Origin of the sequence: Lachnospira hominis (ex Liu et al. 2021), from assembly GCF_014287955.1 — a bacterium.
In the GTDB taxonomy this organism is placed as follows: domain Bacteria; phylum Bacillota; class Clostridia; order Lachnospirales; family Lachnospiraceae; genus Lachnospira; species Lachnospira hominis.
In genome coordinates this window covers 24,894-46,752 of record NZ_JACOPD010000011.1, presented here as the reverse complement: position 1 = coordinate 46,752, position 21,859 = coordinate 24,894, and the positions used below count along the sequence as shown (strand labels likewise).

General features: G+C 36.8%; 21 protein-coding genes and 1 pseudogene. 18 read left to right on the top strand and 4 right to left on the bottom strand.

The window, feature by feature from the left end:
- Both H8S01_RS12855 and H8S01_RS12850 read left to right on the top strand, forming a co-directional pair.
- Positions 1 to 255: pseudogene (locus H8S01_RS12855) on the top strand (hypothetical protein); the annotation flags it as partial.
- Between the two features lie 33 nt (positions 256 to 288).
- The gene (locus tag H8S01_RS12850; RefSeq protein ID WP_186837436.1) at positions 289 to 1,272 is read left to right on the top strand and encodes a hypothetical protein; all 984 of its coding nucleotides are present in this window, start codon (positions 289 to 291) and stop codon (positions 1,270 to 1,272) included.
- A 111-nt stretch (positions 1,273 to 1,383) separates the two neighbouring features.
- Here H8S01_RS12850 and H8S01_RS12845 read toward each other — a convergent pair whose 3' ends face one another.
- The 3 genes from H8S01_RS12845 to H8S01_RS12835 all read right to left on the bottom strand — a co-directional run bounded on the left by H8S01_RS12845 (position 1,384) and on the right by H8S01_RS12835 (position 3,363).
- Complete coding sequence (locus H8S01_RS12845; RefSeq protein WP_186837435.1) at positions 1,384 to 2,088, bottom strand: hypothetical protein; 705 nt, start codon at positions 2,086 to 2,088, stop codon at positions 1,384 to 1,386.
- Positions 2,066 to 2,854 (bottom strand): ATP-binding cassette domain-containing protein, encoded by a 789-nt coding sequence (locus H8S01_RS12840; RefSeq protein ID WP_186837434.1) that lies wholly within the window; start codon positions 2,852 to 2,854, stop codon positions 2,066 to 2,068. Before H8S01_RS12840 ends, H8S01_RS12845 begins: the two co-directional genes overlap by 23 nt.
- Before the next feature lie 134 nt (positions 2,855 to 2,988).
- The gene (locus H8S01_RS12835; protein ID WP_021866285.1) at positions 2,989 to 3,363 is read right to left on the bottom strand and encodes a metal-dependent transcriptional regulator; all 375 of its coding nucleotides are present in this window, start codon (positions 3,361 to 3,363) and stop codon (positions 2,989 to 2,991) included.
- A gap of 296 nt (positions 3,364 to 3,659) precedes the next feature.
- Between H8S01_RS12835 and H8S01_RS12830 the strand changes: the two genes are divergently transcribed.
- The 10 genes from H8S01_RS12830 (at position 3,660) to H8S01_RS12785 (ending at position 12,805) form a co-directional block, all read left to right on the top strand.
- Positions 3,660 to 3,872: a FeoA family protein gene (locus H8S01_RS12830; protein ID WP_021866284.1), complete on the top strand. Its 213-nt coding sequence runs from the start codon at positions 3,660 to 3,662 to the stop codon at positions 3,870 to 3,872.
- A gap of 48 nt (positions 3,873 to 3,920) precedes the next feature.
- A complete protein-coding gene (locus H8S01_RS12825; protein WP_021866283.1) occupies positions 3,921 to 4,139 on the top strand; it encodes a FeoA family protein in 219 nt (72 codons plus the stop codon).
- 93 nt (positions 4,140 to 4,232) lie between these two features.
- Positions 4,233 to 6,728, top strand: a complete 2,496-nt coding sequence (gene feoB, locus H8S01_RS12820; RefSeq protein ID WP_186837433.1) for a ferrous iron transporter B — start codon at positions 4,233 to 4,235, stop codon at positions 6,726 to 6,728.
- 38 nt (positions 6,729 to 6,766) lie between these two features.
- Positions 6,767 to 6,904 carry a FeoB-associated Cys-rich membrane protein gene (locus tag H8S01_RS12815; RefSeq protein ID WP_186837432.1) on the top strand — a complete coding sequence of 46 codons (138 nt, stop codon included), beginning with the start codon at positions 6,767 to 6,769 and terminating at the stop codon, positions 6,902 to 6,904.
- 15 nt (positions 6,905 to 6,919) lie between these two features.
- Entirely contained in the window at positions 6,920 to 7,180 is a 261-nt protein-coding gene (locus H8S01_RS12810) for a transcriptional repressor (RefSeq protein ID WP_021866281.1), read from the top strand.
- Between the two features lie 97 nt (positions 7,181 to 7,277).
- Positions 7,278 to 8,000 (top strand): acyl-[acyl-carrier-protein] thioesterase, encoded by a 723-nt coding sequence (locus tag H8S01_RS12805; protein ID WP_186837431.1) that lies wholly within the window; start codon positions 7,278 to 7,280, stop codon positions 7,998 to 8,000.
- 55 nt (positions 8,001 to 8,055) lie between these two features.
- Positions 8,056 to 9,069 carry an L-lactate dehydrogenase gene (locus H8S01_RS12800; protein ID WP_021866279.1) on the top strand — a complete coding sequence of 338 codons (1,014 nt, stop codon included), beginning with the start codon at positions 8,056 to 8,058 and terminating at the stop codon, positions 9,067 to 9,069.
- A 28-nt stretch (positions 9,070 to 9,097) separates the two neighbouring features.
- Positions 9,098 to 10,831 (top strand): ABC transporter ATP-binding protein, encoded by a 1,734-nt coding sequence (locus tag H8S01_RS12795; protein ID WP_021866278.1) that lies wholly within the window; start codon positions 9,098 to 9,100, stop codon positions 10,829 to 10,831.
- Between the two features lie 2 nt (positions 10,832 to 10,833).
- Positions 10,834 to 12,588 carry an ABC transporter ATP-binding protein gene (locus H8S01_RS12790; protein ID WP_186837430.1) on the top strand — a complete coding sequence of 585 codons (1,755 nt, stop codon included), beginning with the start codon at positions 10,834 to 10,836 and terminating at the stop codon, positions 12,586 to 12,588.
- 22 nt (positions 12,589 to 12,610) lie between these two features.
- Positions 12,611 to 12,805, top strand: coding sequence for a hypothetical protein (locus tag H8S01_RS12785; RefSeq protein WP_021866276.1), 195 nt, complete (start codon positions 12,611 to 12,613; stop codon positions 12,803 to 12,805).
- A gap of 100 nt (positions 12,806 to 12,905) precedes the next feature.
- Here the strand turns inward: H8S01_RS12785 and H8S01_RS12780 are convergent, their stop codons facing one another.
- A complete protein-coding gene (locus H8S01_RS12780; protein WP_021866275.1) occupies positions 12,906 to 14,267 on the bottom strand; it encodes an MATE family efflux transporter in 1,362 nt (453 codons plus the stop codon).
- Positions 14,268 to 14,507: 240 nt separating this feature from the next.
- Between H8S01_RS12780 and H8S01_RS12775 the strand changes: the two genes are divergently transcribed.
- The 6 genes from H8S01_RS12775 (at position 14,508) to H8S01_RS12750 (ending at position 21,822) form a co-directional block, all read left to right on the top strand.
- A complete protein-coding gene (locus H8S01_RS12775) occupies positions 14,508 to 15,092 on the top strand; it encodes an ECF transporter S component (RefSeq protein ID WP_021866274.1) in 585 nt (194 codons plus the stop codon).
- A gap of 230 nt (positions 15,093 to 15,322) precedes the next feature.
- A complete protein-coding gene (locus H8S01_RS12770; protein ID WP_279287884.1) occupies positions 15,323 to 17,158 on the top strand; it encodes an NAD(P)-binding protein in 1,836 nt (611 codons plus the stop codon).
- Positions 17,152 to 18,843, top strand: a complete 1,692-nt coding sequence (locus tag H8S01_RS12765) for an NADH-dependent [FeFe] hydrogenase, group A6 (protein ID WP_021866272.1) — start codon at positions 17,152 to 17,154, stop codon at positions 18,841 to 18,843. Before H8S01_RS12770 ends, H8S01_RS12765 begins: the two co-directional genes overlap by 7 nt.
- Positions 18,844 to 18,994: 151 nt before the next feature.
- The gene (sdaAB, locus tag H8S01_RS12760; RefSeq protein WP_021866271.1) at positions 18,995 to 19,657 is read left to right on the top strand and encodes an L-serine ammonia-lyase, iron-sulfur-dependent subunit beta; all 663 of its coding nucleotides are present in this window, start codon (positions 18,995 to 18,997) and stop codon (positions 19,655 to 19,657) included.
- A gap of 1 nt (position 19,658) precedes the next feature.
- Positions 19,659 to 20,528, top strand: a complete 870-nt coding sequence (gene sdaAA / locus H8S01_RS12755; protein WP_186837429.1) for an L-serine ammonia-lyase, iron-sulfur-dependent, subunit alpha — start codon at positions 19,659 to 19,661, stop codon at positions 20,526 to 20,528.
- Positions 20,529 to 20,667: 139 nt separating this feature from the next.
- Positions 20,668 to 21,822, top strand: a complete 1,155-nt coding sequence (locus tag H8S01_RS12750) for a DUF4317 domain-containing protein (RefSeq protein WP_186837428.1) — start codon at positions 20,668 to 20,670, stop codon at positions 21,820 to 21,822.
- Positions 21,823 to 21,859 lie beyond the last annotated feature (37 nt).

The following is a 21,859-nucleotide window of genomic DNA, read 5'->3' as shown; positions in this document are numbered from 1 at the left end:
CAAGCCATAAGCCATAATATTCTAAAAGAAGTATTATCAGTGCATACAGCGGAGGTGCGTGACATGATTCTGACAGAATATAACGAGGAACAGCATATTAAAAATGAGAAAAATATCAGTTATGATGATGGTTTTAATGATGGAAAAATAGAAGCAATAAAAAACATGATTAAGCTTAATGTCCCAAAAGATAAGATTCTAGAGTGTTATTCAGAAGCGGAGTATAATGCTGCAATAAAAGATGATAGAAATTAGAAATACAATGATCATTACAAGGAGGACTGCCTATTGACCAATGAACCATTTTTGAACCGGAACCATAAGGATGCCCTGTTTCGGTTTATCTTTAAAAATCCTAAGGATTTACTATCTTTGTATAATGCGTTGAACAGTACTGACTATACGGATGTATCTGATTTAACCGTTACTACTCTTGAAGATATTGTCTATATGTCTTATAAGAATGACATATCTTTTATTCTTGGAAGTGAGATGTCACTTTTTGAGCATCAGAGCACATTTAATCCAAATATGCCGCTCCGAGGATTGTTTTATTTCTCAAGTCTTTATAAAAAATATGTGGCTGAAAATAATATCGACATCTACTCATCAAAACGAGCACAGATTCCAATACCACGCTACATAATATTTTACAATGGTCGTCAGGAGATGCCGGAAAGGTGTACGCTGAGGCTGTCGGATGCGTTTGTGAAAAAATCGGATAATTATAATTCAAATCAAGTCACTGCCAGCGATACATCCAGCAACTGTAATTCGTCAAAATTTCAACCGGCAATGGAAATCACCGCTCATATGATTAACATAAATATTGGTAATAACGCGGAATTGATGAAAAAATGCAGGCTGCTTCACGATTATGCATCATTTATCGGTCTAATCCGTGACTATATATCACAGGAAAATGATATTAACACAGCCGTTACACTTGCAATTAACCAAGCCATAAGCCATAATATTCTAAAAGAAGTATTATCAGTGCATACAGCGGAGGTGCGTGACATGATTCTGACAGAATATAACGAAGAACAGCATATAAAAAATGAGAAAAATATCAGCTATGATGATGGTTTTAATGATGGAGTCGAATGTGGAATTGAGCGAGGTATTATACAAGGCGTTGAACAAGGAACACAAATGGCAAATACTGAAGCAATTAAAAACATGATTAAACTTAATGTCCCAAAGGATAAGATTCTAGAGTGTTATTCAGAAGCGGAATATAATTTAGCAGTTGATAATATTAATGATTAAAGCTATTGATTTGTACAGTAGGAGAATATAACAACTGTACATGTTTACATGAAAATATATTGACTGCCATGAACTTACAAAATTCACGGCAGTTGATTTATTTTGTATAGATTACATCAGAAATTTCCTTTTTTCCCATATAAATGATTTTAGTGTTTCATAGATTATGCCATAAATTAAAAATATGAGTGTTTCTTTTGCAATTATTATAAATTCTCCCCAATTTGATATTTGGCAAATTGATGTAAAATTTTCAATTGGCGGAAATACAAAAAATAAGTAATGAAGTACGGGGTGTGAATTTATAATATTTGTTTTACATGCACATAATGTGCTTATTAATATTATAAAAACAGTAGAAAACTTTCTGTTATTTATAATAGCAGGGTGAAACATCTGCCCCATTGCACCACCACAGAATCCGACACTTACGGCAGAAATGTACCAAAGAATGATTGTGAGGGCGTTTTTACTGCCGATGCTGAAAAGACATGCAGATGTAAACAAAATTAAATTTAAAACTATACTGAATATTAATACACATATAACTTTATATAAATAGTAGTTTATTTTATTGCGGCATCTAACATATATACATTGTTCGGAAATATCCAAGTCGTTGTTACATAAAATATAACCTATATATATCATTAAGAAAAACATAAAGAAACACGATGTTGTTACCGCTGTTTGTATTGTCGTATTTGTACCGGGATAGTATGTTAAACCGATAAATATCAGCATTACTACAAATGGTAATATTCCTTTAATACTTCTCAAAAATAATTTTAAGTTATATGTAATCATATGAATCATTTTTATGAACCTCTTTTATTTCTGCTCCGTTTTGCAGCATTTCCATTAGCTTTTTTTGCAGCTCATTTTCATTGACTTTGATTTTTTTATTGCGGAACCAATCCGTATCGGTGTATTCATCAAATATTATAGTATATTGGACTGATTTTGATTTGTTATACTTGAGTAATTTTTTGTTTCTGATTGTATATATAGAATCGGTTATGTTATTAACCAAATCAAGTTCGTGGCTTGATAAAAAAATACATGTTCCCTGTTTACGTAGCTCATTTACAGCATTTACAAACATTTTATTTGATTTCATATCCAGACCTGACAAAGGTTCATCAAGTATAAGAATATCGGGAGATACAATAATAGCTTGAATGATACCAATTTTTTGAAGAGTTCCCTTAGATAAATATTTCATGTTTTTGTTTATCATATCGGAAATTTCAAAACGTTCACACCATTTGTTTATAATTGTGTCCGTATTGCTTGTTTTAATTCCGTCTATCTTGCACATGGTTTTAATATATTCTTTGGCTATCATATTAACAGGTTGGAATTTATCGGGAACATATCTTATATTGAATTTATTACTGTAAATTATTTTTCCGGAAGTTGGTTTCATTAATCCTGCAATCATCTTTAATAGGGTGCTTTTTCCACAGCCGTTTCGTCCAACAAATGCAACAGATTTGTCAAGAGTGAATTCGTGATTTATGTTTTCGATAATTATGTCTTCATAACTTTTGGTTATTTTATCAAATATTATTTTTTCCATTTCACACCACAAAATAAAAATATTGAATGATATACATTAATAAAAAGGGGATGTCGCCTCAACGATTTTCAATTGTTAAAGCGACATCTCTCAGTTCCAAATTTTTGAATCCAACAGCATTAAATTCTGTTGTTTTAATCTAATTGCGATTTTTTGACAAAATCTTTAATTGCCTGAAAACTTTCCTTACTTAAAACATGTTCAATTTTACATGCATCTTCAGTTGCAGTTTCCGCAGGAACACCGAGGCTTATGAGCCATTTTGAAAGGAATTCGTGGCGTTCATAAATCATTTCGGCTATTTCACGACCCGACTGTGTAAGGTTGATAAAACCGGCATCAGATACTGTTATGTGATTCTTCTCACGAAGATTTTTCATTGCTACGCTGACACTTGATTTTTTAAATCCTAATTCATTACTTATATCTACTGAACGAACAACCGGAAGTCGTTTACTGAGCATGAGTATTGTTTCCAGATAATTTTCTGCTGATTCGTTTGTATTCATGACAACTTCACTCCAATTCTATAATACTACAAATTTAAGATTCATAAATTTAACAATAGTTTAACACGAAATGGCGACAAAGACAAATGAATAAATGATTTTTTGTTTCAAATATATGAATAAATGAATTTTGATTTCAAATATTAAATGTTTATGGTTTATAACCATGAGTAGATACAACTAAAAAAAATTAGAAAAATTCAATATTTGTTCTTGACATCTAAGACATGTTAGCATATACTAACCTTGCTGGAAATGAAATTAATTATCAATAATCAAAAGAAAGAAGGAATAAAATGATGCCGTTAAGTATGGCAAATCAGGGCGAACCTAATATTATTAAAAAAGTCGGAGGAAAAGACGACGTTAGAAGCTTTTTGGAGAAGCTGGGATTTGTAGTTGGCGGTACCGTTACGGTTATTTCTGAGACAAATGGCAATCTGATTGTTAATGTCAAAGATTCCCGCGTGGCTATTGGTAAAGAGATGGCTAACAAGATTATGGTTTAGTGCAAATCCGGCTGGCGTGAATATAATATGAAAGAAGGAGAAAAAGAGATGACACTTAAAGACGTTGCCTGTGGTCAGACGGTAAAGGTTACAAAACTTACCGGAGAAGGACCGGTTAAACGACGCATCATGGATATGGGTATCACTAAGGGCGTTGAAATTTATGTAAGAAAGGTTGCACCTCTCGGCGACCCTATTGAAGTTACAGTAAGAGGTTATGAACTTTCTATAAGAAAAGCTGATGCACAGATGATTGAAGTGGCATAGGGTGTTTTTTTTACATAATGGTTAGCGAGAACGAACAAAAGATAGTGAGGCTAACAAAAGATAGAAAGACTAACATTAATTAGGAGGATAGAAATGTCTTTGAAAATTGCATTAGCAGGTAATCCAAACTGCGGTAAAACAACATTGTTTAATGCTTTGACAGGTTCTAATCAGTTTGTCGGAAACTGGCCGGGCGTTACAGTAGAAAAAAAGGAAGGTAAATTCAAAGGTAATAAAGATGTTACAATCATGGATTTACCAGGTATTTATTCTTTATCACCTTATACTCTTGAAGAGGTGGTTGCAAGAAATTATCTTATAGGTGAGAGACCGGATGCCATTATCAACATTATTGATGGTACTAACATTGAAAGAAACCTTTACCTTTCAACTCAGATTATGGAACTTGGTATTCCTGTTGTTATGGCTGTCAATATGATGGATCTGGTTAAGAAGAGCGGAGATGTTATTAACACTGATAAGCTCAGCAAGAAACTCGGCTGTGAGGTGGTTGAGATTTCAGCTCTTAAAGGCACCGGCATCATGGAAGCAGCAAACAAGGCTATTGAGATTGCAAGTAAGAAAGCAGAAGCACCTGTTCATGAATTTGCAGCAAGTGTTGAGTCAGCAATTACTTCTGTTGAAAATAAGCTTGGCACAGATGTCAAAGAAGAACAGAAGCGATTTTTTGCAATAAAGCTCATTGAAAAAGATGATAAAATTGGACAGCAGCTTACAACAATTCCTGATGTTTCAGATGAAATCAAGGCACTCGAAGATGAATTTGATGATGATACAGAAAGTATTATTACAAACGAGAGATATACATATATTTCTTCAATTATTGGTGATTGTGTAAAGAAAGCACAGAAGAAAGATAAGCTTACAACATCAGATAAAATTGATAAAGTTGTAACAAACAGAATTCTTGCACTTCCAATATTTGCTGCAATTATGTTTCTTGTTTACTATATTTCAATGGTAACAGTTGGTTCGGCAGCTACAGACTGGGCCAATGATGGTTTATTTGGTGATGGCTTCCATCTTTTTGGAATCGGTACATCAGCATATGAAGAAGCATCAGATGAATACGGTGATTCAGACGAAATCATTGCTGCATATGTAGAAAGTCTCGGAACAAAGGCTGATGATATTGCAGAAGCAATCGACACAGAGTCAGATGATTATGATTCAGAAGCGGCAGTTGCAGCACTTAAAAGCTTAAAGGCTATGGTTAAGTCAACAGATTCTGTCGATTATACTGTAGAAGATGAAGAAACACTTGCAACAGAAGATGAAACAGCAGATGCTGATGACATTAAAGAAGCAATTGATTTGGCAATCAAGTATGAAGGTGCAGCACCTGACCCTGCAAATTACGGGGTATGGGTTCCTGGTATTCCTGTACTTATTGGTGATGGACTTGATGCAATCGGTTGTGCAGACTGGCTGGAGGGACTTATCCTTGATGGTATTGTAGCCGGTGTAGGTGCTGTACTTGGTTTCGTACCTCAGATGTTAGTATTATTCTTATTACTTGCTATTTTGGAAGCATGTGGATACATGGCACGTATTGCATTCATCATGGATAGAATTTTCAGAAGATTTGGTCTTTCAGGAAAATCATTTATTCCGATTCTTGTAGGTACAGGTTGTGGTGTTCCGGGTATCATGGCTTCTCGTACAATCGAGAATGAAAGAGACCGTCGTATGACAATTATGACAACAACATTTATACCTTGTGGAGCAAAAGTTCCATTTATTGCAATGATTGCAGGTGCTATTTTCGGTGGTTCACCATGGGTAGCAACATCAGCGTACTTTATCGGTATGGCTTCAATCATTGTTTCAGGTATCATTCTTAAAAAGACAAAGTTATTCGAGGGAGATCCGGCTCCATTCGTTATGGAACTTCCTGCTTATCACCTTCCAACAGTTGGTAACGTATTAAGAAGCATGTGGGAGCGTGGATGGTCATTTATCAAGAAGGCCGGTACAATCATTCTTCTTTCAACAATCGTTGTTTGGTTTACAACATACTTTGGATTTACAGATGATGGATTCCGTATGTTAGCAGAAGATGAAATTAATATGAGTATTTTAGCTAAGATTGGTAGTGCAATTGCATGGATTTTCCATCCACTCGGATGGGGTAACTGGCAGGCAGCCGTTGCATCAATTACAGGCCTTGTGGCTAAGGAAAATATCGTAGGTACAATGGGTATCCTTTATGGCGGTGGTGAACTTCCTGTATACGGAGAACTTGCACTTCAGTTCACGAAACTTGCAGGATTTTCATTCCTTACATTCAATCTTCTCTGTGCTCCTTGTTTCGCAGCAATCGGTGCTATTAAGAGAGAGATGAACAGCCCTAAATGGACTTGGGCAGCAATTGGATATCAGTGTGGATTTGCTTATGTAGTTTCACTTTGCATTTACAATATCGGTAACCTTATTGCACATGGTACAGTTAATTTCTGGACAATAGTAGCATTTGCACTTGTAATCGGATTCCTTTATCTCTTATTCAGACCATATAAGGAAAGTAATACATTAAAAGTAAATGTAAAAAAGAGTGCTAAGGCATAATTGATAATAAGTTATTTGTTATTGAAAGGGGCAGCTTTATGGGAACAGTAGTCGTTGCAGCAGTGCTTGTCTGCGTAGTAGGATTAATATTAAAAGGAATGCATAAGGACAAGAAAAATGGCAGGTCATCTTGCGGAGGTGATTGCAGCAGCTGTGGCGGCCGCTGTCACAGATAAACGAGAGGGGAACTTATGAGCAAAGAATGTGTTATTCAAAAATTAAAAGACAATGGATGCCGGATAACAAAACAGAGGCTGATATTGCTTGATATTATACTTGAAGGCAATTGCAACAGCTGTAAGGAGATTTATTATAAGGCAGCCAAAAAAGACAGCAGCATAGGCACCGCAACAGTTTACCGCATGATTAACACGCTCGAGGATATAGGCGTGATAAGCAGAAGAAGCATATATGAGATTGCGGTTGACGATAAGCCGCTTATAAAAAAGTGATTTAAGCAGACAGGCAGGATAATGATTGGATAAATCCATCATTGTCCTGCTTTTTGTTATGTGATATTATTAACAAGGATAAATTGGAGGAAATAGTATGGTTTATAAAGAAAGGTATAGAATAGGAATAGAAGATGTTGCACATAACAGTCAGGCAACTAATAAGGCTCTTCTTTCTATTATGGAAGATATTGCATGTGCCCATTCTGCTAACGTTGGATACGGAGTGCTTGAAGTTGAGACAAAACACAGGGCATGGGTATTGCTTGACTGGAAAATCAAGGTTATAAAGCGTCCTGTATATGGCTGTATAATTGATGCATCAACATGGTCGAGAAAGATTGACAGACTGTGTGCATACAGAGATTTTGAATTAAAAGACGAAGATGGGGAAATACTTGCAATAGGAAGCTCAAGATGGATTCTTACTGATACAGAAAGACGAAGACCGGTAAGGCTTACAGAAGATATAGCTGCATTGTATGAATCAGAAGATAGGGCTGTTTTTGAAGATGAGATTTCAGAACCGGAATATTCAAAAGAAATGTTTGAAAATGCAGAAGAAATGATTTATAACATTCAAAGAAGAGATATTGATATCAATATGCATATGCATAATATCAATTATCTTGATGCTGCATATGAGATGCTTCCTGAAGATGTATATAATAATGAGAACTTCAATCAGGTAAGAATCTGGTACAAACGGGAAATCCGTCCACAGGATGAAGTTAAGTGCAGATATTTATATGAAGATAATATACATTATATAATAATGACAGTTGAAGGAAAAATTCATTCGGTGATTGCACTGTCTTAATAATAGTTTATCATATATTTTTTTTGTAGTTTTATAGAAAGAAGGAAATTAGAAAATGGAAAGTAATGAGTTAAAAAAGAAAAATATCCAGACAAGCAGAGAAGAAATTGACTATGGTAGTGTCAACCTCAGAAAAGTTGCAGTAATAGGCTGTGGTTTTGTGGGTTCTGCATCAGCATTTGCACTTATGCAGAGTGGTATGTTTTCTGAGATGGTACTTATTGATGCAGACCATGATAAAGCAGAAGGTGAAGCTCTTGATATCAGTCATGGAACACCATTTGCCAGACCTATGAAAATATATGCAGGTGGTTATGACGATATTGTTGATGCGTCAATTATTGTTATAACAGCCGGGGCAAACCAGAAGCCTGGCGAGACAAGACTTGATCTTGTAAAGAAAAATATAGGAATATTCAAAACTATTATTCCTGAAATTAAGAAAAGAGACTGCAAAGGTATTCTTCTTATAGTGGCAAATCCTGTTGACATTCTCACATATACAGCGGTAAAACTCAGCGGATTCCCTGAAAACAGGGTAATTGGTTCAGGTACAGTGCTTGATACAGCCAGATTAAAAGAGGCACTGGGTTCACATCTTCAGGTGGACAGCCGAAGTGTTCATGCATTTATAATCGGTGAACATGGTGACAGCGAGATTGCCGCATGGAGCAGTGCAAATGTATCTGGTATTGATTTGAATGATTTCTGTGAGATGAGAGGTCACTATAATCATCATGAAGCTATGGAAAAGATTGCTAATGATGTTAAAAACAGTGCGTATGAAATTATTGCAAAAAAACATGCAACATATTATGGAATTGCAATGTCTGTAAAGCGTATATGTGAAGCGATTGTACGTGATGAAAAGTCAATAATGCCAATTTCAAGCATGATGCATGGTGAATATGGAATTGAGGATGTGGCACTTTCAATGCCGGCAATTGTAGGTAAGAATGGTGCACAGGGAAAAGTTCCAATTTCTCTCAACTATGATGAGATTACTAAATTACAGGAATCTGCTAAAGCTTTGAAAAAGGTTATTGAAGATAATAAACCTTTTGAATAAATATAAAGCTGAATGGAGTTAAAATCTAATGAAAAGAATTTGGATGTATTTAAAAATGTATAAAAAAGAGTGTGTGCTTGCACCTCTTTTTAAAATGCTGGAAGCGACATTTGAACTGTTTGTTCCACTTGTAGTTTCAGCAATTATTGATGTAGGTATTGCAGGTGCAGACAAGGGATATATTGTAAAGATGTGTTTTGTGCTTGTTGCACTTGCAATAATAGGACTTACATCTTCCATTACAGCACAGTATTTTGCAGCGAAAGCAGCTGTAGGATGTTCTACACAGATGAGACATCATTTGTTTAAACATATACAGAGTCTTTCATTTACTGAGATGGATACAATCGGAACATCCACTCTTATAACAAGAATGACAAGTGATATTAATCAGGTGCAGAATGGTGTAAACCTTGTTTTAAGACTGTTTTTACGTTCGCCATTTATTGTATTTGGTGCAATGATTATGGCTTTTACAATAGATGTTAAGGCTGCACTTGTATTTGTAGGTGCAATTCCTATACTTGCGGTAATTGTATTCGGTATAATGCTTTCGACAAGGCCTTTATACAAGAAAGTTCAGGCTGGTCTTGATAAGATTCTTGGAATAACAAGAGAAAACCTTACTGGTGTGCGTGTAATAAGAGCATTTAATAAGGAAAATGAAGAAGTATACAGATTCAAAAAGTCTAACGAAGAGCTCAATCATCTGCAGAAGTTTGTAGGCAAGATTTCAGGACTTATGAATCCTTTGACATATGCTGTTGTAAATATTTCTATAATCCTGCTTATATGGATTGGTGCTGTACGTGTTAATTCCGGCACACTTACACAGGGACAGGTAGTTGCTCTTTACAACTATATGTCACAGATTCTTGTAGAGCTTATTAAGCTTGCTAATCTTGTTATTAATATCACAAAGGCTCTTGCATGTGCAAACAGGATTGATGGCGTATTTGCAGTTAAATCAAGTATGGCAGATGGAAAACTTGATATATCTGAAACAGGGAAAAATACACAGGTTCCGGCTGTTGAATTTAAAAATGTATGTCTGAAATATGCCGGTGGTGGAGAGGAAGCTCTTACAGATATTAACTTTTCAGTTATGCCGGGAGAGACAGTCGGTGTCATTGGTGGTACCGGTTCTGGTAAGTCTTCACTTGTAAATATGATTGCACGTTTTTATGATGCAACAGAGGGCGAAGTAAAGATTAATGGCAGAAATGTAAAAGAGTATAATATAGAGTCGCTTAGAAATCATGTTGCTGTTGTTATGCAGAAAGCACTTTTATTTAAAGGCTCAATTCGTGACAATATGAAATGGGGCAAAAAAGATGCGACAGATGATGAGATAATGGAAGCTCTTGATATTTCGCAGTCAAGGGAATTTGTTGAGAAAAAGGACGGAAAACTTGATGCGTTTATCGACCAGGGAGGAAAGAACCTTTCTGGTGGTCAGAGACAGCGTCTTACTATTGCCCGTGCAATGGTGAGAAAACCTGATATATTAATTCTTGATGACAGTGCATCGGCACTTGATTTTGCAACAGATGCTGCATTAAGAAAAGCAATACGCGGGATGAAGTCATCGCCGACACTTTTCATAGTATCTCAGAGAGCAGCTTCACTTATGCATGCAGATAAAATTATTGTTCTTGATGATGGCAAAGTTGCAGGAATCGGCACGCATGATGAACTTCTTGCAGGATGCGAAGTTTATCAGGAAATCTATTACTCACAGTTTAAAAAGGAGGCAATGTAATAATGAAAAAAGATTCACAAAAAACCTCCAGCCAGACAGTTAAAAAAGTAATAATAAGGATAAAAAAATACTGGGTATTTTTGATACTATCAATTATTATGGCGACAATAACAGTAGCATCGTCACTGTATGTGCCTATACTTGTCGGTAATGCAATTGATTATATTATTGGACCATCTAATGTTAATTTCAGGCTGATTGCACAAATTCTTGCTGAAATTGGCGTTGTTATAGGAATAACAGCACTTTCACAGTGGATTATGAATATATGTAATAATAAGATTACATATCATGTAACAAGAGATATAAGAGATGAAGCTATAGAAAAGATAGAACATCTGCCATTAAAATATATAGATGGACATTCATACGGTGAGATTGTCAGCCGTGTTATTGCCGATGTAGACCAGTTCGCTGACGGCTTATTAATGGGATTTACACAGTTTTTCTCAGGTGTTATGACAATACTTGGAACACTCGGATTTATGTTATCAATAAATGTTAAAATTACACTTGTTGTAGTTCTTATTACACCGGTTTCATTTTTTGTTGCCAGTTTTATTGCAAAGAGAACATATAAAATGTTCAAGCTTCAGTCAGAGACTCGTGGAGAGCAGACAGCTCTCATTGATGAAATGATTGGAGGTCAGAAAGTTGTAAGTGCTTATTGTCATGAAGAAGAGGCAGTAAGACAGTTTGATGAAATCAATGACAGACTTCAGAAATATTCGCTTAACGCGATATTTTTCTCATCAATAACAAATCCTTCAACAAGATTTGTAAACAGCCTTGTATATGCCGGAGTTGCAGTTACAGGTGCTATATCAGCTATATATGGAAGACTTACTGTAGGACAGCTTTCATGTTTTTTAAGTTATGCGAACCAGTATACAAAACCTTTCAATGAAATTTCAGGTGTTATAACGGAACTTCAGAATGCTATAGCATGTGCTTCGAGAGTATTTGAACTTATAGAGGAAGAGCCGGAAGCTGCAGAGATCAGTAATGCGGTTAATCTTGAAAATGTTGACGGACGAGTTGATTTAAATGATGTAGAATTTTCATATGTTCCTGATAAAAAGCTTATTGAAGATTTTAATCTTCATGTAAAAAAAGGTCAGAAAATTGCCATTGTAGGACCTACAGGATGTGGTAAAACAACAATTATCAACCTCCTTATGAGATTTTATGATGTAAACAGCGGCTCAATAGATGTGTCGGGTGTTGATATAAGGGAGCTTACAAGACGTTCACTCAGGGCGGGCTATGGAATGGTTCTGCAGGATACGTGGCTTAAAAGTGGTACAATCCGTGAAAATATTATAATGGGTAGGCCTGATGCAACAGATGAAGAAATAATCGAAGCAGCAAAGGCAGCTCATTCACACGGATTCATAAAACGACTTCCAAATGGTTATGATACAGTAATAGGTGAAGATGGCGGCAGCCTTTCACAGGGACAGAAACAGCTTTTGTGTATAACAAGAGTTATGCTTTGTCATCCACCTATGCTTATTCTTGATGAGGCGACATCGTCTATTGATACGAGAACTGAAATCAAGATACAGAATGCATTTAATAAGCTTATGGAAGGAAGAACAAGTTTTATTGTTGCACACAGACTTTCTACAATCCAGTCAGCAGACGTGATTCTGGTAATGAAAGACGGTCATATTATTGAACAGGGTAATCATGAAGAATTACTTGCTAAGAATGGATTTTATAAGAAACTTTATGAAAGCCAGTTTGCACAATAGAGTAAGAAGGAGTGTGACATTCATGACAATGATTAATAAGGAAAAAGTCCTTAAAGGCGTTGGTAAAGCTGTGGATGCTGCCAATAATGCAGCAGATAAAGCGGCAGCATTTGCAAAGGAAAAAGAACTTGATAAAAAAGCAAAAAACATGGCTCATACACTTGAAGACGGAATAAAGTCAGCAGGCGAGTCGCTTGAAAATCTTTTTAAAAATTAAAAAAATCCTGCTCACCGGTGATGATTGGTGGGCAGGATTTTCTGATATATCCCAGATTGATGTTGACTTATAGGATAAAATGCCTGCCTATGCAACATGCTTATTTATTTTCTTTCATAGCTTTTTTGAATTCAAATGCAAACAGGATTGCTGTGAAGCAGACAGCTATAAAATCCGCAACAGGTTCAGCCATGTATACTGCATTGGTCTGATTTGCCTTAAAAATTGCAGGCATAATATATATAAGCGGAATAAGCAGTATAAATTTTCGCATAACAGCAACAATAATTGAATCTTTTGCTTTGCCAAGAGCATTAAATGCCATCTGGCATGCAATCTGAATTCCGAACATAAACATTGAAGCCATGTATATTCTTAAAGCCTGTGATGTAAAACTTAAAAGATCGTTATCAGATGTGAACATCATCGCAAACATCTGTGGTAACAGCATAACGATTGCCCATAAAACTATAGAATAGCCAAAACTTACCTTTAAGAGCAGCCGGAAAGTTTTACGTACACGGTCATTATTTTTGGCACCGTAATTATAACTCATAATAGGCTGAGCTCCCTGACCAAGTCCCTGAAGCGGAAGCATTGCGAACTGCATTACACTTGTAAGGATTGTCATGGCACCAACGGCAATATCTCCGCCGTATTTTAAGAGTGATGAATTAAAACATACTGATATAATACTTTCGCTTGCCTGCATGATAAAAAGTGAAGAACCAAGAGCAACGCAAGGAAGAATAATCTTTGCATGCAGTCTCAGATTTTCCGGCTTTATTTTAAGGAAAGTCTTTTTGCCAAATAAAAAGCTTAAAACCCATATACATGACAAAGTCTGTGAAATAATTGTTGCGAGTGCGGCACCACGGACACCCATATTCATTCCAAATATAAATACAGGGTCAAGAACTATATTTGCAACGGCACCAATTAAGACAGATAACATGCCGGTTTTTGCAAATCCCTGTGCCGTTATAAATGCATTCATGCCAAGTGTAAGCTGTACAAATATAGTTCCGAGGGCATAAATGTTCATATAATTGACAGCGTAGGAAATTGTATTTTCACTTGCACCAAATGCGAGCAGGAAAGTTTTATTTCCTATAAGTAGAATAATTGTAAGAATTATTGATAGTATAATCTGAAGAGAAAAGCAGTTACCGAGAATTTTCTGAGCGGTATCTGTGTCTTTCTTTCCCATGTAAATAGATGCACGAGGGGCACCACCATTTCCGACAAGTGCCGCAAATGCCGATATTATCATAATAAGCGGCATACACACACCGACTCCGGTAAGGGCAAGAGCACCAACATCTTTTATATGTCCGATATACATTCGGTCAACTATGTTATAAAGCATGTTGATAAGCTGGGCGGCAACAGTAGGAAGAGCGAGCTTTAATAAAAGTCTGCCTATAGGCTGTGTGCCGAGGAAATCTTTATTATTATCCATATTTTTTCTCCTTTTTATGAAAATGCAATTGTAGCGGACGTTCTAAAGTCTATTTTAAAAAGCAAAGTAACTTTACTATACACTTTTTACATAAAATTTACAAGTATTACCAAACTGACCATATAAAATAAATGTAGTTTGACACTATAAATAATATCAGATATAGAGTAATCTTCGTGGAAAGGAATTCAGAAGATAATAATTCCTCAAAAAAATAGAAATAGAAAAGGGAGAATCATTATGGAAAAATCAAAGGATTATGTAAAGGTCCTTGCACAGGCAGCTTTATGTGCAGCATTATGTTATGTCGGAGCAACATTTATAAAGATTGATATTCCTGTTGGAACAGAAAAGACAATGTTCCATTTTGGTAATACTTTCTGTGTGCTTGCAGCTCTTCTTGTTGGCGGTCCATGGGGAGGGCTTGCTGGAGCAGTCGGAATGACAATCAGTGATTTGACAACATCATACGTTACAAGTGCACCTAAGACATTTGTTCTTAAACTTTGTATCGGTCTTATTGTAGGTCTTGTTGCACACAAAGGCTTTAAACTTTCAAAAGAACATTCAGCAAAATATGTAACTATGGCAACAATCGTATCAAGTGCGGCAGGAATGGTATTTAATATATTTGCAGATCCAATTGTTGGATATTTTTACAAGACATATATTCTTGGAGTTCCACAGGATTTATCTAAGGCACTTGCAAAAATCGGTGCGTTGACAACTTCTGTTAATGCAGTGATAGCTGTAATATTTGCATCAGTTATTTATCTTATTTTAAGACCTGTTCTTAAAAAGAGCGGTATGTTAAGAGAAATGTAATTTATATATAAGTTTATGTGAGACTGTAAAAGTCAATATGGGAATGCCGGTTAAGTTAAAAGTGACCGGCATTTTTTATGCCCGGAATGTAGCCGGAAAAGAGTGTTATTTTTATATCAGGTTTGTTAAAAATTTAATTAATAAATTTTTTGTGACAGATTGAAATAATTATGATAGAGTGTATAAGGTTAATTAATGTGCGTAAGGGTTACGCGGGAATGGAGTAAAAATTGAGCAGATTAACGATTATAACAAAAGACAAGGCTCAGGTTACAATGGAGTCTTTGTATCAGGATTTGGAGAGAAGGATAGTTGCCAGTCCTCCGGGATTGTGTACTATTGACCTTACAAGATCATTTATAAAAATGTGTCTGGCACAGTCATGTGGTAAATGTGTTCCGTGCAGGGTAGGTCTGAGACAGCTTGCAAGACTTTTTGATGATGTTCTTGATGGAAATGCAACAGATGAGACACTTGATGTTATAAGACTTACAGCGGAAGGAATTTATCTGTCTGCTGACTGTGCAATCGGATATGAAGCAGCTAAGCTTGTTTTAAAATGTATAGATGGATGCGAGGACGATTTCCGTTCACACATCGAAAGAGGATTTTGTTCATGTAACAGCAGCCAGCCTGTTGCATGTGTTAAATCATGTCCTGCCGGAGTTGATATACCGGGATATATTGCACTTGTGCATGACAAAAGATATGCAGATGCAGTGCGTCTTATCAGAAGAGATAATCCGCTTCCTGTTACATGTGCATATATATGTGAACATCCATGTGAAAACAGATGTAAGAGAACACTTATAGATGCACCTGTTAATATTCGTGGATTAAAGAAAATGGCAGTTGATAATGCAGGCGTTGTTGATGTTCCTGAATGTGGTGAGCCGACAGGAAAGAAAGTTGCCATTATCGGTGGAGGTCCAGGTGGACTTAGTGCGGCTTATTATCTGTCACTTATGGGCCATAAGGTTACTATTTTTGAACAGAGAAAACAGCTTGGTGGTATGTTAAGATACGGAATTCCGAACTACAGACTTCCAAGAACAAAACTTGATGAGGATATTAATGCGATACTTTCTACAGGGATAGAGGTTAAGAAAAATATAAGTGTAGGAACAGATATTACTCTTGAAGACATTAATAAAGAATATGATGCAATTTATATTTCAATAGGTGCCCATGCCGATAAGAAAATCGGTATTGATGGTGAAGATGCAAAAATCGGCGTGACATCGGCAGTTGAGATGCTTCGTGCGATTGGTGATGATGAAATACCTGATTATACAGGAAAGAAAGTTGTAGTAATCGGCGGAGGTAATGTTGCAATGGACGTTGCACGTTCATCAGTAAGGCTTGGTGCAGAAAAAGTCAGTATTGTATACAGAAGACGTAAAGAAGATATGACTGCACTTGAAGAAGAGGTTGCAGGAGCAGAGGCAGAAGGATGCGATATTCTCGAACTTATGTCACCTGTGAGAATTGAAAAAGATAAAAATGACAAGGTTGTAGGTCTCTGGGTACAGCCGCAGATGATAAGTAAAATCAAGGGTGGAAGACCATCACCTAAGACAGCCGCAAAAGATGAGGTTCTTATACCTTGCGATTTGATTGTTGTGGCAATCGGACAGGGTATCGAGACAAGATATTTTGAGGAACATGGTGTTACAGTTAAGCGAGGAACTATTGAAGCACTTGCAACAAGCGAAATCAAAGAACATAAGGGTATATTTGCTGGAGGTGACTGTGTTACAGGTCCGGCGACAGTAATAAGAGCTATTGCAGCCGGTAAGGTAGCAGCAGCCAATATTGATGATTATCTTGGATTTCATCACGAAATTACATGTGATGTGGAAATTCCATATGCAGGTTATGAGGACAAGATTCCTTGTGGCAGGGTTGAGGTAGCAGTGCGTGATGCCGCAGACCGTAAGAAAGACTTTGAGCCTATTGAGTATGGTTTCTCATGTGAGGAAGCATGTCAGGAGTCAGGAAGATGTTTAAGATGCGACCATTTTGGTTTTGGCTCATTTAGAGGAGGAAGAGAAGAACAATGGTAAATTTAACAATAAATGGTACAAAAGTATCAGTAAAAGAAGGAACCACTATTCTTGATGCGGCAAAGAGTATCGGTGAGACAATACCTACATTATGTTACCTTAAAGAGATAAATGAAATCGGTGCGTGCAGAGTGTGTGTTGTTGAGGTTGAAGGAACAGAACGCTGTGTTACTGCATGTAATAACTTTGTAGAAGAAGGAATGGTTGTATATACTAACTCACGTAAGGTTCGTACAACAAGAAAAACTAATGTAAAACTTATACTTTCACAGCATGATTATAAATGTGGTACATGTGTAAGAAGTGGTAATTGTACACTTCAGTCACTTGCAAATGAATTAAATATTTCAGAGATGCCATATGATTCTATTCTTGAAAAGGATAACTGGGATATGACATTTCCACTTATCCGTAATGCACAGAAATGTATAAAATGTATGAGATGTGTGCAGATTTGTGACAATATTCAGGAAATGCATATATGGGATGTAGTTAATACAGGTTCAAGAACAACTGTAAATGTGCGTGGCAACCAGAATATCAGGGAGACAGCATGTACACTTTGTGGACAGTGCGTGGTAAATTGTCCTGTAGGTGCATTAAGAGAACGTGATGACGTAGGCATGGTTCTTGATGCTGTTGAAGATGATGAAGTTATCACAGTTGTTCAGGTAGCACCTGCTGTAAGAACAGCATGGGGTGAAAGCTTCGGACTGTCAAAGGAATTTGCAACAGCAAAGAGACTTGTTGGCGGTTTGAGAAAAATAGGTTTTGATTACATATTTGATACGACATTTGCGGCAGATATGACAATTATGGAAGAGGGAAGCGAATTTCTTGAAAGACTTCCTGAAATAAAGGAGTCAGGGCTTCCGATGTTTACATCATGTTGTCCGGGCTGGGTAAAGTTTATCAAGAGCCAGTATCCTGATATGGCAGACAGACTTTCTTCAGCAAAATCACCTCAGCAGATGTTTGGTGCAATTACAAAGTCATATTATGCACAGAAGCTTGGAGTAGACCCTGAAAAGATTTTCTGCGTTTCGATCATGCCTTGTCTTGCAAAGAAAGATGAGTACACATGGGATGGTGCAAAAGATGTTGATGCTGTCCTTACAACAAGAGAAGTTGAGAGATTATTCAAGGCATTTTTCATTAAGACAGATGAACTTGAAGAAGATGAATTCGATAATCCGCTTGGCGAAAGCACAGGTGCAGGTGTTATCTTCGGTGCAACAGGTGGTGTTATGGAAGCAGCTTTAAGAAGTGCATATTATCTTGTGACGAAGAAAAATCCTGAACCGGATGCATTTAAGGCTGTAAGAGGACTTGATGGATGGAAAGAAGCTGAATTTGATCTTGATGGAACAGATATTAAAGTTGCTGTGGCAAGCGGACTTGGAAATACAAGACGCCTTATGAATGCAATCAAAAAAGGAGAAGTCCATTATGATTTTGTAGAAATTATGTCATGTCCGGGCGGATGTATCAATGGTGGAGGACAACCATTTAAAGATGATGCATCAATGGTAGAGGAAAGAAGAAATGTTCTCTATGGACTTGATAAGCATAATAATATCAGATTTTCACACGAAAATCCGTCAGTTATAAAGTGCTATGAAGAGTATTTTGAAAAGCCTTTATCGCATAAATCACATGAAATCCTGCATGTTAAACATGTGTAAAAAAATAACAGAATATAATTGACACTAATGGGCAGAATAATTATAATAGCCCTAGGAAGTTTATTTTATGAAGCAAAGGTGCTTGTATCTGTGGGTATGGGTGCCTTTGTTTCTTTTGTTATTAAGTGTTATGAAGAAATGAGGCAAAGATATGAACATTTTTGATATTATAGGGCCGGTAATGGTAGGTCCATCAAGCTCGCATACCGCAGGGGCTGTAAAAATCGGGTATATAGCTAGAAAACTTATGGGAGAGGAGATTGCAGAGGCAGAGATTCTTCTGTATGGTTCATTTCTTGCAACAGGAAAAGGACATGGAACAAATATGGCACTTGTGGCAGGACTTATGGGAATGAAACCTGATGATAACAGAATTCCTGACAGTTTGAATATTGCAAAGGAACGTGGCATGCAAGTGACGTTTGGCGTATCAGATTTAAAAGAAGCACATCCTAACACGGCACAGCTTCGACTTACGGGAGTTACAGGAAGAAAACTTGAAGTAGTAGGTGAATCTATAGGAGGTTCAAGAATCAATATTGCAAAAATTGATGGAATTGATACAAACTTTTCGGGAGATTATCCGACACTTGTTGTTCATAACATAGATCAGCCTGGACATGTAAGCGAAGTAACATCAATGCTTGCACATAAGTCAGTCAATATTGCAGCAATGCAGCTTTACCGTTCAAACAGGGGTGGAGAAGCTGTTATGGTTGTCGAGTGTGACCAGGAAGTACCACAGGAAGGCATAAAATGGCTTGAGAAAGCAGAGGGAGTAGTCAAGGTAACATACCTTAGTCTGGAGGATTAATATGATTAGTTATCATTCGATTGAAGATATAGTGAATTTATGCAATGAAAATAATATGTCATTCTGGCAGGTGATACTACGTGCAGATGCATCTGAGAGGATGGCTGCGGAGGATGCTTCATTTGCGGCAATGCGTGATATGTACAGGGCAATGAAGAGAGCTGATGCCGAGTATGATAAGACACTGAAGTCACCGAGCGGTCTTTCTGGCGGCGATGGTGAAAAGATGAGAAAATATAATAAAGATGGAAAAAATCTTTGCGGTCCGTTTATGGGACTTGCTATGGAAAAAGCGATAAAAATGGGTGAATCTAATGCGTGTATGAAAAGGATAGTTGCAGCACCTACAGCAGGCTCATGCGGCGTAATACCGGCTGTTTTTCTTGCCTATGAGGAATGTTTTAATGTGCCTGAAGATAAAATTGTAAAAGCAATGTTTGTGTCGGCAGGGGTTGGAGCAGTCATAGCAGAAAATGCGAGCATAGCGGGAGCATCCGGTGGATGTCAGGCTGAAATCGGTTCTGCGAGTGCAATGGCAGCGGCAGGACTTGCATATCTTGAGGGAGGCGATGCAGAGTGTATTTCAAATGCGATGGCATTTGCATTAAAAAACATGCTCGGTCTGACATGTGATCCTGTCTGCGGTCTTGTTGAAGTTCCGTGTATTAAGAGAAACTCCGCCGGTGCTGTAAACGCCATTTCTTCGGCACAGATGGCAATGGCAGGAATAAGAAGTGCAATTACTCCTGACGAAGTTATAGACAGTATGAGACGGATAGGAAATGAACTTCCGGCATGCCTTAAAGAGACGGGCGAGGGCGGACTTGCAGTTACACCTTCAGCACTTAAAATAAAAGAAAGATTAAATTAGAGCAGCTTAATATTATTGCTTAATCTCCTTAAAAAAGTTATAATTTAATAAATATTATGTCGTGATTGTAAAAATGTATATGATACAAAGCATTTTGGCAGTGACTGCATTTTGAACCTGAATAATATGGAGATTAAAGATGACAAGAAAAGAAATAAATGAAATAAAATCACAGTATACACTTGAAGACTGTGCAATTGCAAGAATGAGCGGATGTTATGTTGACGGAGAAAAAAATAAAGTTACAAAAATTAACGAAATATTTTTGAATCTTCCCGAAGAAGAAAAGCATAAGTATTTTGATATTTTCAAGAAAACACTGTCAGGAACACCGGGTAAGAATCTCTTGGATATGCAGTTTACAATGGATTCATACGCTGATGGGGGAATAAGGGATGCACTTTATAAGGTGCGTGACAGTGAATTAAAAGATGAATCTGTGCTTGATGAATTTTATGACAAGGTAATAAAGAATTATTATTATCCGGGTAACTATCTTATACTTTTAATACATCAGGTATATGATATTCCGGGAAAAACAAGTGACGGAATTGATATGGAAGATGCATCTGATGAAGTATATAATTATATACTTTGCAGCATCTGTCCGGTAACACTTTCAAAGCCTGGACTTGGATATGTTGAAGAAAGCCATGAATTTCATAATCAGGAGCAGTTCCATATGGTCGATGTACCTGATATTGGCTTTCTTTTTCCTGCGTTTAATGACAGAAGCGAGGATGGGGATAAACTTTTATTTTATACAAAAAATGCAAATGATTTTCCGCAGATGTTTTTGGAGACAGTTTTAGGTTGTGAAATTCCGCTTCCTGCCGGAGACCAGAAAGAGACATTCCAGACACTTGTGACAGAGACACTGGGCGAAGACTGCGATTATGAGACTGTTAAAAATATTCATGAAAATCTCAATGAAATGATAGCAGAAAATAAAGGAAATCCTGAGCCGGCTGTGCTTGATAAGACAAGTGCGAGACAGCTTCTTGAAAAGAGCGGTGTAAGCGATGAAAAGCTTGAAACTTTTGAAGAACACTTTGAACAGACAGCAGGAGAAAACGGAAAGCTTCTTGCAGCAAATGTTGCCGAGACACGTAAATTTGAAGTAAAAACACCTGATGTTGTAATTAAAGTTAATCCTGAGAGAACAGATTTAGTGGAAACAATGATGATTGAAGGCCGTCAATGCCTTGTAATACAGATTGATGAACATCTTGAAGTCAATGGAATTACTGTTAATCCTAATACAGGCGAAGTTATAATGAATGATACATACTAATCCGTGGAACAATAAAAGTGATTATGCAATATAATCT